15 protein-coding genes are annotated in these 23,274 nt (G+C 50.7%); all 15 read right to left on the bottom strand.

The window, feature by feature from the left end:
• Nucleotides 1-62: 62 nt before the first annotated feature.
• Nucleotides 63-923 carry a helix-turn-helix domain-containing protein gene (locus tag IEY46_RS07500; protein ID WP_188990597.1) on the bottom strand — a complete coding sequence of 287 codons (861 nt, stop codon included), beginning with the start codon at nt 921-923 and terminating at the stop codon, nt 63-65.
• Between the two features lie 45 nt (nt 924-968).
• Nucleotides 969-3,017 (bottom strand): YjhG/YagF family D-xylonate dehydratase, encoded by a 2,049-nt coding sequence (locus tag IEY46_RS07495; RefSeq protein ID WP_188990596.1) that lies wholly within the window; start codon nt 3,015-3,017, stop codon nt 969-971.
• A 194-nt stretch (nt 3,018-3,211) separates the two neighbouring features.
• Nucleotides 3,212-3,490: a DUF2277 domain-containing protein gene (locus IEY46_RS07490; protein WP_188990595.1), complete on the bottom strand. Its 279-nt coding sequence runs from the start codon at nt 3,488-3,490 to the stop codon at nt 3,212-3,214.
• A gap of 38 nt (nt 3,491-3,528) precedes the next feature.
• Nucleotides 3,529-4,572, bottom strand: a complete 1,044-nt coding sequence (locus IEY46_RS07485; protein ID WP_229750130.1) for a GntR family transcriptional regulator — start codon at nt 4,570-4,572, stop codon at nt 3,529-3,531.
• Nucleotides 4,573-4,605: 33 nt separating this feature from the next.
• Entirely contained in the window at nt 4,606-5,391 is a 786-nt protein-coding gene (locus IEY46_RS07480; RefSeq protein ID WP_188990590.1) for a phytanoyl-CoA dioxygenase family protein, read from the bottom strand.
• A gap of 202 nt (nt 5,392-5,593) precedes the next feature.
• Nucleotides 5,594-6,628 (bottom strand): NAD(P)/FAD-dependent oxidoreductase, encoded by a 1,035-nt coding sequence (locus tag IEY46_RS07475; protein ID WP_188990588.1) that lies wholly within the window; start codon nt 6,626-6,628, stop codon nt 5,594-5,596.
• 659 nt (nt 6,629-7,287) lie between these two features.
• The gene (locus tag IEY46_RS07470) at nt 7,288-11,862 is read right to left on the bottom strand and encodes a DUF4838 domain-containing protein (protein ID WP_188990586.1); all 4,575 of its coding nucleotides are present in this window, start codon (nt 11,860-11,862) and stop codon (nt 7,288-7,290) included.
• A gap of 168 nt (nt 11,863-12,030) precedes the next feature.
• Nucleotides 12,031-13,698 (bottom strand): response regulator transcription factor, encoded by a 1,668-nt coding sequence (locus IEY46_RS07465; RefSeq protein WP_188990584.1) that lies wholly within the window; start codon nt 13,696-13,698, stop codon nt 12,031-12,033.
• A gap of 2 nt (nt 13,699-13,700) precedes the next feature.
• Complete coding sequence (locus IEY46_RS07460) at nt 13,701-15,458, bottom strand: sensor histidine kinase (RefSeq protein ID WP_188990582.1); 1,758 nt, start codon at nt 15,456-15,458, stop codon at nt 13,701-13,703.
• An 87-nt stretch (nt 15,459-15,545) separates the two neighbouring features.
• Nucleotides 15,546-16,469: a carbohydrate ABC transporter permease gene (locus tag IEY46_RS07455; protein ID WP_373288773.1), complete on the bottom strand. Its 924-nt coding sequence runs from the start codon at nt 16,467-16,469 to the stop codon at nt 15,546-15,548.
• Complete coding sequence (locus IEY46_RS07450) at nt 16,447-17,346, bottom strand: ABC transporter permease (protein ID WP_188990578.1); 900 nt, start codon at nt 17,344-17,346, stop codon at nt 16,447-16,449. The genes IEY46_RS07455 and IEY46_RS07450 overlap by 23 nt, the downstream gene beginning before the upstream one ends.
• Before the next feature lie 67 nt (nt 17,347-17,413).
• Entirely contained in the window at nt 17,414-19,084 is a 1,671-nt protein-coding gene (locus tag IEY46_RS07445) for an extracellular solute-binding protein (RefSeq protein WP_188990575.1), read from the bottom strand.
• Nucleotides 19,085-19,273: 189 nt separating this feature from the next.
• Nucleotides 19,274-21,280: a hypothetical protein gene (locus IEY46_RS07440; RefSeq protein ID WP_188990573.1), complete on the bottom strand. Its 2,007-nt coding sequence runs from the start codon at nt 21,278-21,280 to the stop codon at nt 19,274-19,276.
• Between the two features lie 2 nt (nt 21,281-21,282).
• Nucleotides 21,283-22,704, bottom strand: a complete 1,422-nt coding sequence (locus IEY46_RS07435) for a sialate O-acetylesterase (protein ID WP_188990571.1) — start codon at nt 22,702-22,704, stop codon at nt 21,283-21,285.
• 238 nt (nt 22,705-22,942) lie between these two features.
• Complete coding sequence (locus IEY46_RS07430) at nt 22,943-23,230, bottom strand: PLP-dependent transferase (RefSeq protein ID WP_188991788.1); 288 nt, start codon at nt 23,228-23,230, stop codon at nt 22,943-22,945.
• Between the last annotated feature and the right edge of the window lie 44 nt (nt 23,231-23,274).

Genomic DNA, 23,274 nt, shown 5'->3' with positions numbered 1-23,274 from the left:
GGTCCCTTCTCAATGAAGTGTTTCCGCCACTTCTTGTATTATTTCCTCTTTTTTTATGATGTTCACCTTTGATATTGATAGGGATTCTCCGCTTGCAGGCTGCGAACGGATTCCCGGTACTCACCGGGTTGAATGCCGAACACCCGCTTGAATTGCCTGCATAAATACGGGGCATCGCTCAACCCGCATTGCTGCGCAATGGAATCCAGCGTCTCTTCCGTTCGCTCCAGCAGCTGTCTCGAGCGGTTCAACCGCATATCGCGCAGCATCTGCATGGGAGTATGGCCATAGCGCCGGGCAAAACTCTTATCCAGATAATTGGGGCTGAGATTGACGACTGCGGCCAAATCCTCCCGGCTGAGCTTCTCCTGCAGTCTGAGACTCATATAGCCAATCATTTCAACAAAACGCTCTTTCGGCGATTCATAAGCAGCCGTCCGCTCCGGAAAACCAGCTTTCTCCCACCCTGTCAGAATTAATTCGGTGAGCTGGATGACTCCTGACGTCATTTTCATATTCCAGAAAGGCTGCTCCTTGTTCTCCCAGATATGCTCAAGCTGGCGGAATACCGCTTCGAACCGGTCCGGATCGGCTACGGCGACAACAGGCGCAATCCGGCATAGCTGAAGAAGATCGATATGCTGGGAGCAGAATACAGCAGCCTGCATCCACAAGTGGGTTCCCTTCATTGAAGCCTGCTCAGCGAATAGCAGGTTTGGCGGATGCAGCATTACCTCTCCAGGGCGGACGCGATAAACTTCTTCCCCCGTTCCCGTTGCAACATCGCCTTCTTTGACATAACTGATAATCCAGTTGGGATACAAACAATTCTTCAAATCCAGGCTCGAATAGGAAGCGGTATTAACGGAATAAAGCTCTACTGACCATGGACCCTGCAGCCAATCCATCGGCTTGACAGCCATATATTGTTCACCTCGCCAACTAATCCATCTGATTAGCCTATCCCATTATCGATGATCCTTTAATGACGAATTCCCACCGGAATCTGCAGGGGTATCCTCTATTTTCACGGGCACCAGCTTATCGGCATTCAACGCCTCCATGCCCGCCCGCAGCGTGTCGACGATCCGGTCAACATCATAAATACTGCCCCTCCACGTACCTCCGCTGGCAGCCTGAAGGGCAGCCCAAAGCCGGGTATCGTCAGGCAGCGCCGGATCGGGGGCCAGCTCCGGGTGAAGCGCACGGGCTGCCAGAATAGCCGCTCCTGTCTCAGGGCTGAACCGTTCTTCGCCTTGACCGATAAATTGAATGCTGCCGTCCAGGTTGTTGCGGTCAATCCGGACATTGATCCAATCCCCGTCCCGCACTTTACCGATCGGCCCGCCGGCCAGCGCCTCCGGTCCGATGTGACCAATACAGGCGCCGGTAGATACGCCTGAGAAGCGGGCGTCCGTCAGAAGCGTCACATGCTTGCCGAAAGGCAGATGCTTCAATGCGGAGGTCAGCTGATACGTTTCCTCCATGCCCGTTCCCGAAGGACCTCTGCCGATCAGGACAAGTATATCCCCTTCCTTGATATGACCGTTTTTAATCGCCCTGATTGCGGCTTTCTCGGTTGTGAATACCTTCGCCTGCCCCAGGTGCCGATAGACCCCATCTTCGCCGACCACTTCAGGATCGATAGCGGTAGACTTGATTACCGATCCTTCCGGCGCCAGATTGCCTACTGGAAAAGTGACAGTCGAAGTCAGTCCGCGGGCAGTTGCCAACTGCGGACTCATAATAATTCTATCCGGATCAATGCCATCGCTTTCAAGCAGCCGTTTGCGGATTTCGCGGCGCCGTTCGGAATGCTCCCACCAATCCAGTTGGTCCGCCAAGGAATCAAATGCAACCGTTCTCACATTCAGGTTCAGCAGTCCAAGCTTGCGAAGATGAAGCATCACCTCCGGCACCCCGCCAGCCATAAATACCCTTATCGTCGGATGATGTTCAGGCCCGTTCGGCAGAACGCTGACAAGCCGTGGATCCGCCCTGTTCACGCGGTTCCAGTCAGCAACGTCGGGAATACGGCACTTGGCGGCATGAGCAACCGCGGGGATATGAAGCAGCAAATTGGTCGAACCGCCGAAGGCAGCATGCACGGCCATCGCGTTCTCAATAGCAGCATCCGTTACAATATCACGCATAAAGGTCCCGCTGGCTTGCATCAATTGAACGGCTCTCGCCGATTGTCTGGCGAGATCGCGCCAGATCTGCTGGCCCGATGGTGCAAGCGCCGAATGCGGCAGCGACATTCCAAGCGCCTCGGCAACCACTTGAGCCGTAGCTGCCGTCCCGAGAAACTGGCACCCGCCGCCCGGCGTCGCACACGCGCGGCAGCCCAGATCAGCTGCTTCGTCCAACGTAATCTGCCCATGCGCGAACCGCGTGCCGATCGTTTGGATTTTAGCCGCATCTTCCCCTTCAGTTGGTGGGAGCGTAACGCCGCCCGGCACGATAATTGCTGGCAAATCATGCATGGCCGCCAGCGCTATCATCATGGCCGGCAGTCCTTTGTCGCAGGTTCCGATGCCAATGACTCCGCTTCTTGTCGGCAGCGACCGGATCAGCCGTCGGTAAACGATTGCCGCATCGTTGCGGTAGGGCAAGGAATCGAACATCCCGGTTGTGCCCTGCGAACGCCCGTCGCAGGGGTCGCTGACGAAAGCAGCGAAGGGCACACCCCCGAGAGCGCTTACTTCCAGAGCAGCCTCCTTAACAAGAAGACCCACTTCCCAGTGGCCGGTATGATAACCCAAGGCAATCGGTGTGCCATCCTCGCCGCGGACGCCGCCCTGCGTGCTCAGAATAAGAATCTGTTTGCCAAGCAGTTGTTCCGGCTTCCAGCCCATTCCCACATTTTGGCTCATTCCGAATAAATCGCCGCTGGGAAGATTCATCAGCATCTCTGCCGTCAAAGGCAGCTTGCCCTCTGGACCGGACGCATGGCTGAATATTTGATATTGTTCAACGTTATCCGGTCCCATAATGAATCGGATGGCTTCTTTCATCTTTTGCACCTCTACTTTTCTGGAATCATTATGCGATCAGGCCGTCACATCAAGGAATGCCAAAAGGATAACATAGATCACTTCCCCATGGAAGCGTTATATTCAGTTGGCAGGAATCGAAAAACAAGCCATTTCCGTTATGCTCCAGGCAGTACGGAAATGGCTTGTTTTTCGTGGATCATTCTAGATGCATCTTAATCCTTCTTCGTTCCGAACCGTTTCACCGATCTTGCCCGGGCGCGGACAATCTCAACTTCCCGGTCGCGCGGCTGAGCAACGGTTACCATGGAACCCAGGAGATTCCTGGCCACGCCCGTCACTTCGATAACTGCCCGGTTGAAAGCCGCTTCATTGGCTTTGGATGGGGTGTTGAAGCCAGATAACTTTCTGACGAACTGAAGTGCGGCCGCTTGTATTTCGTCCTCGGTCGCTGGAGGCTCAAAGTTGAAAAGTGTCTTGATATTCCGGCACATAATAGTCTCCTTTATTCATGATCGGCAGTTGATTGGAATCACGTCTTGGCTCCGCATTTGATCAGCTGTCCTTCCACTTGATAGGCACCGGCACGCCAGCTTTGGCCTTGATTGTTCTGAGCGATCAATCGCTGGTAGGTTTTCTCGGCCATAAGCTCGAACGGCTGCCGATAAGCGGCCATTGGATAAGCATCCATCTCGGGCAGGTAATCAATGGTTCCCAGTAAAAGGCTGCCTTCCAGATTTCTCAGCCTTAGCTGTCTGGCCATCTCAAGTCCAATTCCCCCGCTATTGCAGAGAAAGCCTGCGGGCCGAACAGTCTCTTTTTCAATACAGTCCAGGAGCAGAGCAACCTGCTGGTCGATAGGAAGTCCCCATGGAATGTTCCTGATCGCATCTGTGCGACGGGACGCTTGTATGAAGGCTTCTTCTCTTTGAACAGCGCTCGGGAGGGATAATCCTTCGAACCCGATGAATAACAGATTGCTGTCGGAGCCGCTCTCCTCCACAAGATAATCAAACAGTGCTGTGACTGCCTTGTCATTGTCCAAACACACCGTGTCCGCTACGTCGGTGTCGAACATCTGATCGAAGAAAACAAAATTCATTCCGACAGAATGAAGCCTGCGCAGCAGCTCAAAATCGATCTGGACTGTTTGCGGCCACAGCACCACATTGCGGATGTTTTTCTGAACCAGCCTGAAGAAAAACGCTTCCGAATAAAAAGCCTTCCCCTGAAAATCCTGCTTAAACAGCATGAGCGAGCCATTATCTTCTGCGGTCCGTTCAAAATGCTCCATGAATGTGGCGAAGAACGTCTCCTGAACAGTCGCAACCAATGCGATGATATCAAGTGAACTGCGATAACCGCCCATTCGCTCCAAAACCATGGTCCCCTGCCGCGGCACACCTGCAAGCAGCCCTTCGGATTTGAGTTCCTCCAAAGCCTTGCGTACGGTGACGCGGCTTAATTGATGCTCGCCCGCAAGCTCATGCTCCGTGGGCAGCACCTCTCCGACCTTATAGGTGCCGTCGATTACTTTTTGAATGATTTTTCCTTTCAAGTCGAGAAACAGAGACATAGCAGATGACATTTCCTTTCAACTTCAAGACTGTTAGCTGTTGAGCTTGGGCCGCACGACTTCGTCGCCTTTATGGTAATCAACCGGAAGCCGGGCATACTTCTCAGATGGAACCGGCGCTTCGCGAACCAGAGGATTTCCCCTCATGGTAAATGCCTCATAATCTGTGGCGGATACCTGGGCAGGGCCCGAATAGCGGATCGTAAGGCCGATCCTCCATCTGTCGGACACATTGGCTGGCGAACCGTGAACAATATGATCATCATGAAGAGAGACCGATCCGGATTCAAGAATAAGAGATTTAGCCTCATTCTCATTGAAGGTTCCATGTTCAAGCTCGAGGGTGAGCACGGAATCCCCTTCGATTTTCCTGTGTTTGATAATGCCTTTGTTGTGACTGCCGGGAATGACTCGCATGGCTCCATTATCCTCATCAACAGCGGAAAAAGCAAGCCATACCGTGACGGCGTTATGAAGATGCTCCGGCCAGTAATAAGCATCCTGATGCCAGGCGACGGTATCTTTGGAATGAGGCGCTTTGGCGAAAAATTGAGTGCCCCACATAAAGAAGTCTGGACCTAAAATATCTTCTACATAGCTGAGAATCTGCGGATGGGTGCAGATGTCGTACAACCATTTGCATTTCATATGCCAATCGCGGATATGAAGCATTTGCTCACCCGGAATCAGCAGCTTCTCCAGCTCCTTCAGCTCCAGGTTCAAATTAGCTACTTCTTCTTCCGTAAATACGGGAGGCAAACCGATTAAGTATCCATTCTCCCTATAGCTTAGCTTCTGTTCATCCGTCAAACGTTTCACACCGATCATCTCCATTATTTGTATTATTTAATAATACAATTATAGTATAATCCAATCTGTATCCTGTCAAGCAGAAATTGATAGCCAGGAAGAAGCGGCTTTGGGGGCTCTTCAAGAATATCCTGCACATGACAAATTACTTCTTGTAAAACAAAAAAAAGCCCACTGTGCAAGCGGACTTTAACTAGAGTTCGATTATTCACTATTCAACAACGCCGAGCGCCTTGTTCTTTTCTTTAAACCTGCTGTTGTGGGAAGAAACATATGCGACTTTATCGGCTGCCGGATCCATGTACAGTTTGGCGCTGTTAACGGCAAGCGCAGCGTCCGTGAAGGTGCCAGCGATCAGATGCAGCTTGCTGCCATATGTAACAAAATCCCCAGCAGCGAAAACTCCCGGAAGGTTCGTCTCCAGCTTCTCACTCACATTGGCATGCCATTCTCCCATATCAAGGCCCCACTCCAAAATCTGGCCGAAATCGCTTTTCATACCGTGGTTCACAATAATCGCATCGACATCCAGAATATCGCTGTCCCCCGTTTCGAGGTGGGTTATGGTCACTTGCTCGATACTTTCGCCATTTCTGCTGTAAAGCTTCTCGACAGCGTAAGGCGTCCGAAGCCTTACGGATGATTGTTTCATCCGCAGCACATTTCGCTCCAGTCCTCCGAATTTGTCCCTGCGGTGAACGACCGTTACACTCTTCGCGACAGGCTCCAACTCATTGGCCCAATCAACAGCCGAATCCCCGCCTCCGGAGATGAGGACATGCTTGCCCCGGAAAGGTTCGAGCTCCTGTACGGTGTAATGCAGATTCGTCACTTCGTAGCGGTCCGCTCCCTCCAGCTCAAGCTTCGCCGTTTTGTAGATGCCGTAGCCGATTGCCATAATGACCGTGCGGGTCCAGTGCCGTTCTCCCGTTGAAGAGGTCAAAATCATGGTTCCGTCTTCCTGTCTGTCCATCTTCTGAATCTGCTGCCCGAAAACAATGTCCGGATCAAAGGTTCTGGCCTGTTCTTCCAGCTGCCGGATCAGGTTCTCGCAGAGGGTCGGCGTTACTCCGCCCACATCCCATATCATTTTCTCAGGGTAGAATAACATCCTGCCGCCAAGTTTGTCCCTGGCTTCAATCAGCTTGGTTTTCATATCCCGCATGCCGCTGTAAAAAGTCGCATACATCCCGGCTGGTCCTCCGCCTATAATGGTTACATCGTATAATTCCAGTTGCTCAGTCATGAAATTACCTCCAGCGAAATAGTGTTATAGGCAAGGCTGATAGCAGCCTTTGACTTCTAAGTATAGGCGTACGACAGTTAACCTTTACGGCCCTGCTCGGCTATACCCGAGTGGCAATTACGAGTATAGCATCAGGGCGCTTAACTGAATTCAAAACCAATGATATCGATTCTCATTATCAATTATAGAATGATTCACTCCATAATTCAATGGACAAAAACAATTCATTTTTTATACAAAAACAAAACATGAATGTGCCAGTATCGGAAAGCTTAAGTTGACAATTACTCTCTATTTTTATTGATTCATACTCATTTTAAATACCCGGCTAATAATCAATCGGCCTATAGCTCGTTATAATCCCTCTAACTTCATAGGCAAGCGAAAAAAATTCTTAGAAGGCAGATGGCTTATCAGTAAAACAATTGCCGGGAAAAGGGTTACCATCGCCGTTGCCTTACTGATTTCAAATTACTTTCAATTTTTACACCTCCATTTATTATTGAAAACAACTGAATAACAAACTGTGCTCCTGAAGTTTAAAGTATCGCATCCTATCCGCCCTGTTGGCTGGTAATTCATGCAAAAGCGCCCCATCCTTGACATGAACCGTGAAACTCATTCATCGTTTGCCAGGAATGGAGCGCTATCGTGTTCAATTAATGGTCATCCAGCTTAATGGGATGGAAGCTGGACGAGCTCCATACCGCCCCCACACCCCAGCCGTAGAATCCGGCTAAGCCGTGATAGGTCCGGAAAAAATATCCCTGCAGTGTGTCGGTAAGCCCAGGATCCACCTGAATGCTGGAGAAAGGAATAACTTGAACCGAATTCCAGCGGTCCGTCCCCACCGAAGTGTAAGCCTCCCATTGTCCGTTGTATCCGCTGTCCACAACAGGTCCGCTGTACTCCACCTTCAAGGCTTTGGAATTGTTGAAAAATCCATAATACGATGCGGCTGCGGGATGGCCCGTTATGAATGTCTCGTTATCGTCGTCCGCACCGCTGGCCCACCACTCGCCGGGAGCGGTATCGCTGGCCACGATCTCCGATGGGGCATCATCAAAGTTCTCATAACCGACATACAGATTTTCTGCGTCCCACAGCAAACGCACTTTCGTCAGTACAGGAGCCGGATCCTTCGTGTTCATGACATAAAATTGGGATAAGGCTTGGGCATTTGCCCATGGACCTTGACTGAAATCGGTCACCCCTCCGACAATTTCCGCTTTACTTGCGGATGTTTTTGAAGCATGGGCTTCCAGATAAGGAATTTCGCTGACCTCAAGCACCATCTTCTCGAAAGTGGTTTTGATCGGTTCGATTCTCGCCTTCGCTTTATCATCCGCTAAGGCCCATGCCTGATTCAGCGCATCCTGTGCCGCATCCTTGATTCCCGCTTCGATGATATACTTCCCGATATACGTATTGGTGCTTGTATTGTAGCCGATCGGATCCTTGTATTTGTTCCACCCCTCTTCGATAAGATCATAATAGGTTCTCATCGATGCAGCTGCGGCCCCGTAGGCTTTCCGGATATAATCGGACTTTAATTGCTCGATATCGGCATCCGGATTCCACATCAGCTTCTGAAACAACCAGAATTGCAGGGCGTTGATGGACCAGTTGGCCGTTCTCGCATCCATGATGCTCTCCGGTAGAACGCCTGTAATACCTAAATCCCGGTAATACTTCATATCGGCCTGGACTTTTGCGGCAATCGGCCTTTCATACGTATCCGACAGGAAAGAACCGTAATAGTTGTACATCATGATGTTTTTCGTGTTTTGCAGCCAGCCCTCAAGCTTGAGCCGGTGCCCAAAATTCGAACTGCCCGTATCGTTTGTATTAAGGGGGACCCGGTCGTCGCCCGTCAGTGGAGCCAGCACAACGATAATATTATCCTCCAGCTTGACCCTAGGCGGGGTATCCGTGAAGAAATAAGCGAATGTGACAATCTTGGCCTTCGGATTCGTAACTTTCACTTTGGCTGCGATCTTGTTCAGGAACGAATAGAAGACAGTCGACTTGTAATCCGGTTCGTCCGGCTGAATGACGATATGATCCGCTGTAACAAACGGTGAACGGCTAAGCTCTCCCTGCTGAAAATAATGAGTATCGTTAATGCCGATGCCCACGTACTCAATCGGAGTTTGGCTTAAAAATTGTTGGACCCGGCCGGCAATCACTCCCGGCACATCGGGATGATAGAAATTGATTTGGGTATCGTCGGCGACCGGAATATAGTTCTGACCGCTCACATCCGTATTGTAATAATCCGGATGGTCCTGGAAATATTCATCATTGGGCAGCCAGTACCCCAGATTATGGCCGAGCGTGACCGCCTTTACCCCTACCTTCTCATGTCTGTCCCACAGGGATTGATTCGCGAACTCCGCCAGCTTCGCATTCATTTTATTGCCGGCTATCATCGCTTCCGTGCCCGGGTCTTCATGATATTCACCGTTGGCGCCGAAGCCCGTCAAATTAAATCCGCGGATCTGGAACGGCGATTTCTCGCGGTAATTCACTTTATCTGCGCTAATCGTTGGGAGTAGATCATACAAGGTGCCGATATCCGTCGTGCGGGAGCGGGTCCATAATACCCCTGCATTTTTCTCCAGGAAATCATAAACGCCGTTCAGCACGCCTTTCGATTCGGTTCCGATAATATAGATTCTGCTGCCGTCTCTCCGGATTGCGAAACCGTCGGATTGCCGCAAATATTCCATATCATCGGCAAACTGACTCCCTAAGCCATTAACGGAATCCGGCGTTCCCAAAACAATCTGAACCCGCTGAGCAGGAGTGACGATTTCACCGCTTAATGCTTGATCCGCAGCCGGATTGTCCAAGGTCTGCTGCTCCGCCTCGTTCTGCGGCTGAGCGGAAGCCTCCATTAGCGTTACGTCGTCGATCCACAGATGATCGGTTCCCTGAATGGCATAGAAATAGACCCAATTGTAATCAAATACGGCCTTCGCGCTTGGCGTGTATTTCAGTTCCACCAGCTTCCATTGGTCGGTAATATCCGTCACTTGCTGACCCGAGCCATCATGATAGCTTCCGTCATTTTTCATTTCCATGATCTGCGTTACGATCTTTTGGCCTGTAGGCGCGCTGCCCTTTACCCAGGCTTTAAGCACATATTCGCGGCCCCGCTCAAGCATGAGCTTCTGATTCGTAGTCGCATTGATATAGGAATACTGCCCAAGATCAATCCGCAGGGATCCGGTTCCTGTATGGGCTACTTGGTTGTCCAGCGCCCCTGAAGGCACTATCCAGCCCTCAGGAATATTCCCGCCCGCAGCGGCTGTTTCGAATCCCCCATTCTGAATGAGGTTGCGGTTGAGATTGACCGTTAAAGTTAAGGTGGAAACGGGAAGATCTTCCAAGCTTGCAAGCAGTGAAACGATATGCGTGCCTTCCCCGGCCGAATCCGTGATGGTAATTGTACCTTCAATGGTTTTACTCTCTTTTGCCGCCAAAATCGTTTCGTATGGAATATCAACGGCAATCGGTCCGCTGTCGCTTTGGGTCAAATGAATGTGAACGGGAACCATTCGGTTATTAACCATCGATATTCTGATCGGATACGTGCCGACTTTGCTGATATCCAGCTTATTGTTCCACAGCTGCGCGCTGACGGAGTCTGCCTCTATTTGTCCTTTATAGATCGGAAGCTCTGCCCCGCTAACCATTTTTAATGCGCTTTGAAGCTCTTCCGCCGCAAGCTGTTCCATATCGCTTGCCTGCGGGCTGATCAGAATATCCGCATTAGGCAAACCGTCCTTAATGAGCGGAGCGGTCTGCTGAGGCTGTTCCGGCGATTCCGTCGATGGATCCGTACCCGGATCCGGATTGCCCGTCGACGGATCTGTCCCCGGAGAGGGGTCCGGATTGCCCGTTGACGGATCTGTTCCCGGAGAGGGGTCCGGATTGCCCGTTGACGGATCTGTTCCCGGAGACGGATCCGGATTGCCCGTTGACGGATCTGTCCCCGGAGAGGGATCCGGGTTTGAGGGCGAGACCGGATTTTGCAGAGGCGATCCACCGCCCGCGGGCAGCTTCCCTTCCTCTTCTTGGTCAGGCTTACGCTCAAAGGTCGTACCTTTCCCCTTGATCCCATAGACTGCTTTATTAATTTGTCCTAGTCCCAGCACCCGGATCACTTCATTCAGAAACAAGGTGCCGATGCTTGAATCGCTGCCGATGACGATGGTTGTACCAGCTCCGGCTCCTTCAGCAACGTCCAGCTCGTTCACCGTTGTGCCGCCTTCCAGAACGATGCGCACGCCTCCTGAGGTTTTTCCGATGCGGACCCGGTTCAACACCGCATCTTTGAGATGAACGCTGTTAAGCCCGCCTCCATTGATAGCAGCCGTACCCTTAACCGTCACATGATCCATAAAAGCGTCGCCTTCTCCAACCCCTTCGGCCACCAGCACATTACCGTTAATGACCATGTTTCGCAGGGTGACTCCAGGAGCATTGACGACGACATTGCCTTTGACGATCTTCGTCCCTTCGGATGGGCCATAAGTTCCCGCTTTGTTGTAGGACAAGTTCCCTTCAGCCATAACACGATCCAGCACAATGATCATCTCCGCTCTGGTGATTACAGATTGAGGCTTAAAGCTTCCATCCGGATATCCTTCCATCAGATTCCCTGAGACGGCTGCTTCTACCGCGCTTTTGCTCCATGGCGCGATCTGATCCGCGTCCACAAAGCCTTCAGCGGCGTCCCCCTGCGTTCCCGGATCCCCGTGAAGCAATCGGGTTATGACAATGGCGGCCTCCTGCCGGGAAACGGTGCGGCCGGCACCGATCACTCCTGCTCCGTATCCCTGCAAATAACCGGATTTAGCGGCAATGGTCATATCTGGATAGGCCCAATGAGTTTCGGGTAGATCGGTGAAACTCACCGGTTCCGTTTCGTTAAAGCCGAAGGCGCGGTTAACGAGTGCCGCCAGTTCTCCCCTCGTAATCTTCTGATCCGGCCGGAAGCTTCCGTCCGGGAACCCGTTTACCAAACCGTTGTTTATCCACTCGCTAATTTCGCGTTCAGCCCAGTGGCCGGCAAGGTCATTTGCATGGGAAGCTGCCGGCACTGTTTTCTGTACTGCTCCAAACGCCTGTTGTATGGAAGAAAGCAATAAAATGATCATCATTGCCATAGCCGTACACTTTCGCATGATCAAAGCTCCTTCTTTTTTCGCTGCGGACCTTTTCATGTAAGCGCCTCCATTCATATTCACAACGTATAACCTTCAAGGCTTTCCCATGTTCATGCGCAGATTCAGGAGAAAGGCATGGCAGCGAATGTCACCGGCTTATACCCGCAGCCGACGACCCGGTACGCAAGTCTTGTCCTTATGCCTTTTTCCTTGTCTGCCTGCGTTTCAAATCCCTTGAATCCCCCATTGCTCTCTAAACTCCTGGGGCGTGATATGATTTTGTTTTTTGAAAAAACGGATGAACGCATGGGAGGAATTATAACCCAAATTGGCAGCGATCTCATGGACCTTCAAACTGCTTGTTTTAAGCATTTCCTTTGCTTTGCGGTCCCTGAATTCCGTCAAATAATCCGAAAACCCGTTCCCGGTAATCTGCTTGTAAAGCCTTGAAAGATAGGATGGATTCAAGTTCACATAATCAGCCAGATGAATGAGCGAAATGTCCGCAGATATATGCTGCTCTATAAATTCATGCACCTTCCTGACAACATCATGAATGCTCTGCTCCTGTTCTTCCCTGTTTGAAGCTATAATAAGGGAGGCCAGACGAGAGAAATAGGCATTCCATTCCTTCCAGGAAACTTGCGCGTCGAATTGAACGAGTTTATTCCAGTCAATTTGCCCACCAAGCTCCTTTTCCAGCTCGTATTTATTCACAAAAGTCAGAAAGACATAAGACAACGCATGGTAAAGCTCGACCTTCTGCAAATGCGGGATTTGATCATCGGTGAAAATCGGCTCCAGCTCCTCATACAGCCGGTAAAACTCTTCTTCGCTGCCGTTCTCCAGACTGTTCAGCAGCAGAGGCAGTTTATTTTGCACCTGGACATTTTTTTTGGCGGCGCCAGCAGCCAGCTGGCCGGTTATATGAGCGGGCTCCTCCTTGGATCTGCCAGCTTCCGTCAACAATGTCCCCTTACGGCCGCCCAACCCGCGTACAAGCAGAAATTTCAGGGAATGAAACTGGTCCGCCAGCTCGGACCAGGGGGCTTCCCGGCTGCCAAGCACGAACGATACCGATAATTTCAGCAATCCCAGGCATTTGCTCTGAATCACTTCCAGCAAGCCATTGACGAAATGAAAGGTTTTTTCCCATTCTCCGGAATCATCGGAATGCGGCTGAATCATCCATACTATTCTGGAAGATTCATAAACAACGGACATTAGCTTGACCGACTCCGACAATATTTCTTCGACGATGTTCTGCACGGCATAAATAATTAATGATTTATCAGGAGCTTTCGTAATATCATTCCAATCATCCACCCGGCCGATCAGCAGGAGAACAGGCTCGGCTGCCCGAAACGGAAGCTGGATATTGGCAAAATGCTCCGCCAGCAGCGCCGGTTCCACCTTTTTGCCTTGCAGCAGTGCCGTCAGATAATCTTTCTGCAGCGTGGGCAGGGCCAGCTTCATATGAGCTTCGGCTTTCTCGATCAGATTCCTGGCATCCTGATCCCTATCAAGGGCCTTAATCCCCTTCTCCACCGCTTCAAGGATGACATCATCGCTTTCCGTCTTCAGAATATATTCCAATCCGCCCAGGGAAAGCGCGCTTTGCACATAACTGAAATCATTGTAGCTTGTCAGCAAAATGACTTTGCAGGCAGGCCAATTTCCGCGGATTTCCCGCAGCAGCTCAATACCGTCCATTCCGGGCATCAGAATATCGGAAAGCACAATATCGATGCGATGCTTCTTTAACAGCTGCAGCGCTTCGGTGCCGGAGTATGCTTTGTACACTTCGAGATGAAGATGCCGATTCTTTTGAAACAGCTCCGCGAGTCCGTCGGTAATAATCGGCAGATCGTCTACAATCAGCAGCCGGTACAAGATTACTCCTCCCCTTCCATTAAAGACAGGCTGATGGCAACCCGAAGGCCGCCAAGCACCGATCTCGACATTGTGATTCCGTATTCGGGTCCGCACATAATCTGAATGCGGCGGTGCACATTGATGATTCCCGTCGTATCCTCGATATGATGCGCCGACATTTTCAGCTTATGATTCAAATGCTCCATATCCACATCCGTCATGCTGTTCCCGCTGTCTTCCATATAAACCGTCAAATTGTCGCCGTTTTGTTCCATATGGATCCTTATTCGGCCGCCGTTCACCATTTTCGCTACCGCATGCTTGTAAATGTTCTCGACAATCGGCTGAAGAATCAGGCGCGGCACCCGATATTTCGCAATCGCCAGCTCCAATGTATCAAATTGAACCTGGATTCTGTCCCCGTAGCAAACCTTCTGAATATCCACATAGGTCCGCGCATGTTTCATTTCAGTGGCAATCGCCACCTGATCGGAATCGTCGCGGGTTATAAATTGGAAATAATCGCCGACATATTGGCAGAACCGGTAGGCAAGCTCCATATCCTCGGATTTGATTAGCCGGCATAATACAAAAAAGCAGTTATACAGAAAATGGGGATTGATTTGCGATTGCAGTCTCTTCAATTCAGAGCGCTGGCTATGAATTTTCTGCTCGTAATTTTCCTGAATTAATGTTTTCAGGTGGATGGCGGTCTCATTGTAGGCCCGGTACAAATAACCGAATTCATCATGTCTTGTGGTAGGGGCAATCGGCATAATATCTCCTGTTCGCATCCTCTTGAAGGCCCCGATCAGTCCTTTGAGGGGGCGGTGAATCATCCGGAAGATTGACATGGAGAAGAACAGCACAATAAAGACGGATAATAAGGATACGCCCAAAATCCAATATTTGTATTTGCTGATCGGTCCGGTAACATGACTCTCCGGCACATAGCTCACCAGATAAGACTCCAGCTGCTTGGAATACGTATACGAAATCAGATACGGCACATGCTCCAATTCCAGCGTATCGTATCCCGCATGAATCCCCCGTTTCAGCTGCTTGGAGAGGAAATCCCGGAGCGCTGCCGTAATCATAGAATCCTTCTCGCTGGAGATGTTCCAGTTCCCGCTTAAATTGAGAAGCGCCGCATTGCCTTGCGGAATACTGATCACCTCGCTCAAGGTATTCATCAGCTTCTCGACCGAAAATTCCACGCCTACCACAAAACTTGCTTTCCGGTTCGCAATTGCGGGATACTGCATGCTGACGAACAGCCGCCCATTCCAATAAATTAGCGGAGTTTCCTGGTAATTGTTCTTGAGCTGGAGCGCATTAAACTCGTCCTCGATTACGGCTGTTTCGAATTTCGAACTGAGAATGGTCCGCTGGAGCAGAGGGATATAGGCTCTTACTTCCTTAATATAAATGCTGTTGTATTTAATCAGGTAGATGCGGCGCTGGATGGCTCTGATGTTGTCGATTTTCTCGTAATCGCTCATGCTGTCGCCTGTTGTGCTCAAGGCCATCAGATCCTGATCGGCTACATATTCCGGAAGCATATGAACGACCCGTTCCACTTCCATTTCCAGCATATCCAGATAAAAGTCGTTGCGCCCTGCAATGGATTGCGATATTTCCTTGCGGATATTGTCCGCGCCCTTATTGTTGATGATCAGCGTGAGAACGTATAACGGCGCCAATACGGCAATAAACGTAAGCGTCAATTTCACGAATATCGTCGGTCTTTTCCACTGCGGCAATCGAAGGACTTTCATATGGTTCCCCCTGCTTGAATGATGTCGATATGTTACGTCGTATCCCTAATCATACAAGCGAGAAAGGCAATCTGTTAAGCTGTATTTTTATTCCTTCACACTTCCGAGTACAATTCCTTTAATGAAAAAACGCTGCAGGAACGGGTACACAATGAGGATAGGGACGGAAGCGACAAAGATTTGCGCCGCTGCGCTCGTTCGGTCCGATATCAATTTGAGCAGCTCAATATCCTCCGCGCTGATGAATCTCATATCCTTCTGGATGACGATCGTCTGCAGGAAAGATTGCAGCGGATAATGTTCCGGTCGGTTCATCAGAATGAGCCCGTCAAACCAGCTGTTCCAGTGCATAACCATCGTAAACAGCCCGACAGTGGCCAGAGCCGGCTTCGACAACGGAACGATAATGCTCCATAAGACCCGGAAATGGCCCGCTCCGTCCATTCTTGCCGATTCATCGATTTCCTTCGGCAGGCCGCGGTAAAAATTTAGCAGCAAAATCACATTAAATACGGATAATGCGCCAGGCAGCACCAGCGCCCAAATCGTATCCATCAGTCCCAGTTTCTTGATCGTCATGAACCAGGGAACCAAACCGCCGCTGAACAGGATCGTAAAAACGAAAAACCAGGCATACACTGTCCTGAATTGGAAGGAACGATTCTCCTTCGATAACGGATATGCTGTAATAATCGTAAGAGCCAGACTGATCAGGGTGCCCAATACAAGCCTTTGTACCGAAATGCCGAAAGCGGCCAGATACTCCGGCTTGTTCATAATATTCCGGTAAGCCGCCGTATTGAATTCCACCGGCCACAAGCTGACCTTGCCTGCGGCAGCCGCCGCTCCGGAGCTGAATGAAAGAGCAAGCATATGAATTAACGGGAACAGACAAAGCAAGGATAACAGAGTCAGAAAAAGGTAGTTGAAGGCGACGAATCCTTTCCTTCCCGGGGATGTCCGCAGTTTCAATGAAAACACTCCTTTCCTAGAAAATGCGATAACCCGCATAACGGTATGCCATTGCATAAGATACGGACAATAGAACAAGAGATACGACCGACTTCAGCAAGCCTACGGATGTAGCCAGCCCGTAATGAACCTGCTCGAAGCCCATCCGGTAGACGAACGTATCGATTATATCGCCGCTCTCATACACGGCAGGACTATATAAATTGAAAATCTGCTCAAAGCCGGCATTCATGATGTTCCCTACGCTTAATGTCGCCATAAGGACGATAATAGGCAGCATGCCGGGCAGCGTCACATTCCAGGTCTGTTTCCACCGGCCCGCACCATCCATCTCGGCCGCCTCGTACAAGGAAGGATTAATACCTGTTAGCGCCGCCAAATAAACGATCGTACTGAAGCCGAATTCCTTCCATATGTCTGAAACAACCAGCGTATACGGAAACCAGGAGTTGCTCCCCAGGAAAAATATAGATTTGACGCCAAGCCAGCCGAGAAACTGATTAACAATGCCTGAAGCAGGCGACAGAATGTCGATCAGGATGCCCCCGAGCAGAACCCACGATAAAAAATGAGGCAAATAAACAAGAGTCTGAACCGTCCGTTTAAACACCTCTTTGCGTATTTCATTCAACAGAACAGCAATGGTGATCGGAACAAGAAGTCCACCGATGATTTTCATAACCGCAATGAAAAGCGTATTGAACATGATCCGCCCAATGCCGGGGTATTCCATCATATATCTGAAATTATCCCACCCTACCCATTCGGACTTGAAAATCCCCCTCGTCGGAATGAACTTCTCGAAGGCGATGGATATTCCCGCCATAGGGACATAACTGAAAATGATTGCGATTACGATGCCGGGCACCAGCATCAAATGCAAGGGCCATTCCTTGGCAAATCTCTTGATGATCATTTCGGTGACCTCCCAATAAATAGGAAGGGGTTAGCCGCTTAACCCGCAGATCCCCTTCCTCCAATCCTTATGACGTGGAAGCGGTCTTGTACCACTCGTTAACTTCCGCTGTAATCTCGTCGCCGCCAAGCTTCTTCCATTCCGCCACAAATTTATCGAAATCATCAATCGGCACCTGATTCATGATGATTTTGATCATAATCTCGCTCATCTTGGCATCCAGCACAGGTTTCTTCTCCAGCATCGCGCTTCCCGGAGCCCCGTAAAATTCGTTGAAGTGGTATAGATCCTTTTGCAAATAATCGTACATGATGGAGAAAGAGCCGCCCGGACCGGAAATTGGATATTCCGCCCACTCGCCTGTATCTCCATCCAAATATTTCATGATTTTCCCGTAACGGTTAGGCGCTTCGAGCCCGGTAAGCCCGGAGGGATCTTTGGCCTCCACGGCCTTCGGCACGACATCTCCGAGCGTAATCGTCTCCGTCTGGGAGAAGGTGCGGATCGGGCTGAGCTTGTAGTAGCTGGCCGCTTCATTGTTCTGGAGGAAATAGACCTTATCCGACTCTGTAGGCGCGGTATAAGCCTGAACCCATTTGTTCAAGAGCTTTATTGCCGCTTCCGGATGTTTCGCTTTTTTGGAGACGACATAATACTTCTGAACGCCCAGCTCGATTTGCGACAATGCGGGTTTGTCGTCAATGGATGTAATCGGGTACGGCCACCAATCCTGAACCAGCTTTCCATCCTTTACCGCATTGCCAAGCAGCGGATAAGCGCTGAGCCAGAACGGTCCGTACACGACACCTATTTTGTCGGAAGCCAGCAGCTCGTTTTCTTTTACCAAATCTTTAACGGCAAACTCCGGATCGATCTGCCCGTCTTTATACATATCCTGCAGCTGCTTCAGGGCTTGTTTCATTTCCGGCTGGATATCGCCGCTGACGAGCTGGCCGGAGCTATCCTTGATCCATTGCGTCGGATAAGCATGATAGCTGTTAAAGAAACCTCTGAGATCGAAGGTAACATCCTTCAACAAATCTTTGGTAAGCGGCAGACCGTAGGATTTGCCAGTTCCGCCTGGATCCTGTTTGGCAAAAGCAGCCGAGATGGCGAGAACGTCCTGCATTGTTTTCGGTTCCTGCAGATTAAGCTTCTTGAGCCAGTCTCTTCTGATCCAGACCTGCGTGGATGCGCCGTAAGGGCCGTTTGTTTGAGGTATCGCCATCAGCTTTCCTTCATGCTTGGCCGAATTCAGCTGCTTTCCTCCGTCCCCGGTCAAATAGGCTTTTGTTTCGGCGGTCGCATCGGATTCGTAAAGATCGGTCAGATCCAGAATCATATCCGCCTCGATCAGCTGCTGCAGCTGGGCCATGCTCACGGCCATCAGGTCGGGGATGTCATCGGAAGAGATGCTCATTTGCACCTTCTGCTCGTATTGCGCCGTTTCTGCGACCCATTGATTTTTGATCGTGATACCTAGGTCTTTGGCAATGGCATCGGTTACCGAGTTTTTGTCAATTGATTCTCCGGCGAGATACTTGACGTCCGCTTCGCTCTCGCGGGCCATTGTGATCTCAACCGGCTCCGTACCCTTTGTATCGCCTACTTCGTTCGTTTTGCCGCTCTGGGCAGCGGGAGTGGTTGTTTCCTCTTTCGAATTGCCGCTGCAGGCCGATAATACCGCCAGCACCGCAACCAAAACACAGGATAATGCCAATCTGCTCATGCGTTTCATTCTGATGTCCCCCTTGTCATTTCGTTTACTGCGCCTGCAAAATGATGTTGAAGAAAGAGAAATATGTAATATAACTCATAATGTTATATTACATATCAAATATCTTTCATAATTTGATTATACGGTCCATTATATGACATCTCTATACACTATACTTTACATCGATGTACAATTGTTTACTTCACCCTCTTAGGTTGCAATTGATTTGTGCAGCACAATCATCGAGAGTGCAGGAAATGCAGAGGGAACAACCGTCCTGTTCGATGAGCTCTGCAGTGCAATTCGTCGTCCGTGCGGATGCAGGCGGCTGAATAATTCCCAGCTTTCGTCAGTCAGATCCATGCCACCAAGCTCGATATCCTCCCTATCGTCCAATGAATGATTTACGATCGCAATCGTCTGCGTGGCTGACCCGCGGAATTCATAAACGGACAAGTGAGGGGAATAACTCGTAATCATTAACGGCTGTCTGTCTCCCATCAGACTGATGAATTCCTGCAGCACTGCGCGACGGATCGGATTCAGCGTCCCCAGATGGCTCTCCTGCCCATAAGGCAATATGAAGATGCGGCTGTTGACAATCGTCATACCCGGGCACACCACCTGCCCGTCAGTATCCAGAATTTGCGAGATGACTTCTGTAGAGCCTTGTTCATATTGTATATCCAGACAATGACCCAATGTAAGATAAGGGCGCATACGTCCTTCTTTCGTACCCGAATATTCGCGGCCGTTCACGATTTGCTCGATCGTCTGCAATTCGCGCCATTTTACCCCGGTCATTCCGCATAAGAAGCCCAGCCCCATGGAATAAAGCGTATGAACCGCTTCTCCTTCCAGCAAAACGCAATGGTTCTTAAACAGCTCCCGAATTTTCTCCTCATTGTAACTGCGCAGAATCTGACCGGATAATGCGACGATACCTGGCTTCTTCGGCCAATCAACCGCATATTCATTTGCAATCCCATAAGCAGACAGCAGACTCGCCCAATAGGTTTCCCGCGGATAAAGCGCTTCCATACCACGCTGATTGGTTGTGTGCAAATACCAGGAGGATTGATCGTTCACCAGCACCTGCACTCCCTCACCTTGACTTGCCTGAATACGGAGCGAAGCTACCGCATTCAAAAAATCCTTCTCCGCATCCAGCCACTCCGCTGTTTTCTCCTCCGGGTATAAACCATTGCCCACCATGTCAATGATATTCAGGGTTATTCCGCGGCTGCCGAGCAGCAATGCCGTCTCCAGCTGATATTGCTGAAATCGCCTGGATTTGGAATAGGACGTATACGGCACATTCTCCAGTTCCGGGTAAATTTCGGTACGATCAGGAATAAGGGGTGCCGTAAGTCGCGACACCGCATTAAACTCCCAGGCATACTTAATTCCGCTCGTTTCCATATAAGCTGGCAAATGGGGCCGAATGATAGCGGGATTCTTCCCGTCGAACGCTTCCATCAAACCATGCCAGTCCCGCCCTTCGGCGGCATGTGCTGCCGGGACGCTGGTCATCAGGCCGATCCGGGTATCCGGCGATACGCGGTGCACCGCTTCGCTTATGGCTTGCGCCAACTCCACGAGCGTTTTCCGGCAAGTGTTCAGCCAGATCCTCCGGAATTCATGCGGCTCCCCGTCCGCCAGCATGCCCCGGACAAACTCCTCGCGCGTAATTGAAGCTACTCCTGCCTGACGGGCAAATTCCCGCAAATGTGCTTCGCAGAAGCAGCCGCCCCATTCGAGCGGTCCATGATTATGGTATCGAAAATCGTCCTCCACCCACAATGAATAAGGCTGCAGGGTTGCGTAAAAGGCATACATTCCGGTTATATAGCTTCTCCATTCCGGGCAGAGCGGACATACCGCAACGGAGGATTGATTGCCGCTGGGATCAACCATCAGTTGAAAGCTGCGGTCTGCAGGCAATATATTGCCCGCGGAATCATGAAGCAGCGTATTCAAGGGATTGATAGAGGTCGTTACCCCAATGGATTTCAGCCGCTGCTGCGCTTTTGCGATCGTCTCCATCCAGCGCCTGGCTTCCTCCATCTCGATATGATTGAGATTTAAGGGAGCGATAAAAAACATCACATCATCGATTCTCCCCTTTTGGCAAAAAGCCGCTAATTCTTCCAGACGCTCCTCTACCAGATGCCCCGGCTGCAATGTGAAACGCAGCATATATGCAAATTTCGACATATTCATTCACCCTTATCTTCTTGTTGGATTGCTACGCCGTAAAATGCGAGCATCGGCATATAGGTTCCCGTATCCAAAATCGGAAAAGCCGAAGGATTCGCTTCATAATAACCGTGAACGCAGGCTGCTCCCTGCAAGGTGCGGGGAAGGGCTAGCTCCACCTTGTTCTTATCCAGGATACGCCACTGGGCAACCCCTTCAACCCCTGCTTCGTCATGGATGCTGAATATCCGCTCCCCGGGTCCAACGGCAAACAGCTCGCCAGCTACATCCCCGAACTCCAGCAATACCGTCAGCTTCCCCTCCCTAAGACTTCGGCCAACCTCCGCTTTGATAATATTTGGCGCGCGAGGCGGTACGGCTTTTCCGTATACCCCTGCCACAGCCATCTTTGCCAGTCTGCCTCCGAGAAGTAAATTGCCCGCCGGGCTGTTATGAATGATATCCGACAGCGGACTGTCGAGTGAAGGCACAACATAGACCTGATCCAGCTTCATCGCTGCCATTCTCTGAGCATCACGCACCTTTCCCCATCCGTGGTTGCCTTCCTCCCCCTCCGCATATCCTGCGTTGCGATTTAACTGCACGGTAAGTATGGGCAGCTTCTTATTGCAAAGTTCCGATCGCCAGTATTCCGCCATACGACAAAATCGATCCAGGTAGGACGCGGCATTCCCTTCATCGCAATCGCTGCATCCCTGGTACCATAACATCCCTCTCACGCTACCTCCGGCCGATTCAATGACATTCATCATATTCCGGTACAAATCTCCCTCCTCATCCGGATTCCATCTGGACAGCGGAGAACCGCCAAGTGCCGTCTGCAGAAGACCGATCGGAATGCCGGTTTCCTCCCTGACCTGCTTGGCAAAAGCAAGATAAGGAGAATGGCCCGGATTGACCGGTTCTCCATTCAAGCTTTGCCGGGTTTGCGTCGATTCGTTGAAAGGATGGGTAGCCAGATCCCATTTTCCGTTATGGCGCAGCAGATGAACGCCCAGCATCGGCGGATCGCTAACGGCTCCACGGCCGTAACCTGCGGCATTGCTTTGACCGGCGATCACCCAGATGTCGCCTACCCCGATATGATGAATCATATCGCCGCGCGTCGCCAGCTCCATTGGCTGCCGTTCCTCAAGCCGAAGGCAGGTCTCCAGCCGGTACAGGCCTCCGGCGGGAATATCCGTTAATAGTAGCTTCCATGCGCCGCGGTCGCCCATTAGGCAGCGCGTCCAGGATACAACGTCTCCAGTGCCGTCCTCCATAACTAAGCGGGCATATACTTGGGCTGATACCGGAACATCACCCTCCATGACGGAGGAGATTCCCGTCAGCTGAATCGTCCCTTTGCCTTGCTGCTGCTGTATTATCGCCCAATGCTGCGGCCCGTTTATAATCTCAACGCCGAACGGCTTTATCGACAAGTTTAATTCCTCCCCCGGACTCTCTATCATTCTGTCTTGTAAATTATACGGGTAAGCGTACACCTCATCTATACACTTGTTTTTACATTCAGGTACATTTGTTTACTAACGGTTACGATCCGGCTCATGCAAGGGCCGCAAAGAGCCATAACAAACGCCAAAAGACAGGAGCCTATTGCCCCTGCCTCTTCTCCCGTCTGAAAATCAGCGGACTGTTCTTGTCTGTGACTGTACAACCTTAAATACAGTCCAACGCTTGAAACACATCTTCCATCAAATCTGCTGTTTCCTCAAGCCCGACGGACAACCTGATCGTATGCTCCAGCCTCGTCTCATACTCGGTCCTCGTTGTCTGCGCGGGATGAATCCCCAAGCCCGGCGAATAAACCAGACTTTCATAGCCGCCCCAGTTAACACCGATCTTGAAAATTTGCAGGCTGTCCATAAACCGCTCCACCGCTGCGGCGCCGCCATGGAGCTCAAAGCTGAACAGCCCCGTACCGCCGCTGAACTGCTTGACTGCCAGATTATACTGTTCGCTGAAAAACCCCCTGGTTTATTAGGAAAATA

It is taken from the genome of Paenibacillus nasutitermitis (genome assembly GCF_014641075.1).
Taxonomy (GTDB): Bacteria; Bacillota; Bacilli; order Paenibacillales; family Paenibacillaceae; genus Paenibacillus_Z; species Paenibacillus_Z nasutitermitis.
The sequence above is the reverse complement of the archived record's forward strand: the minus strand, read 5'-3'. Positions and strand labels throughout refer to the sequence as shown.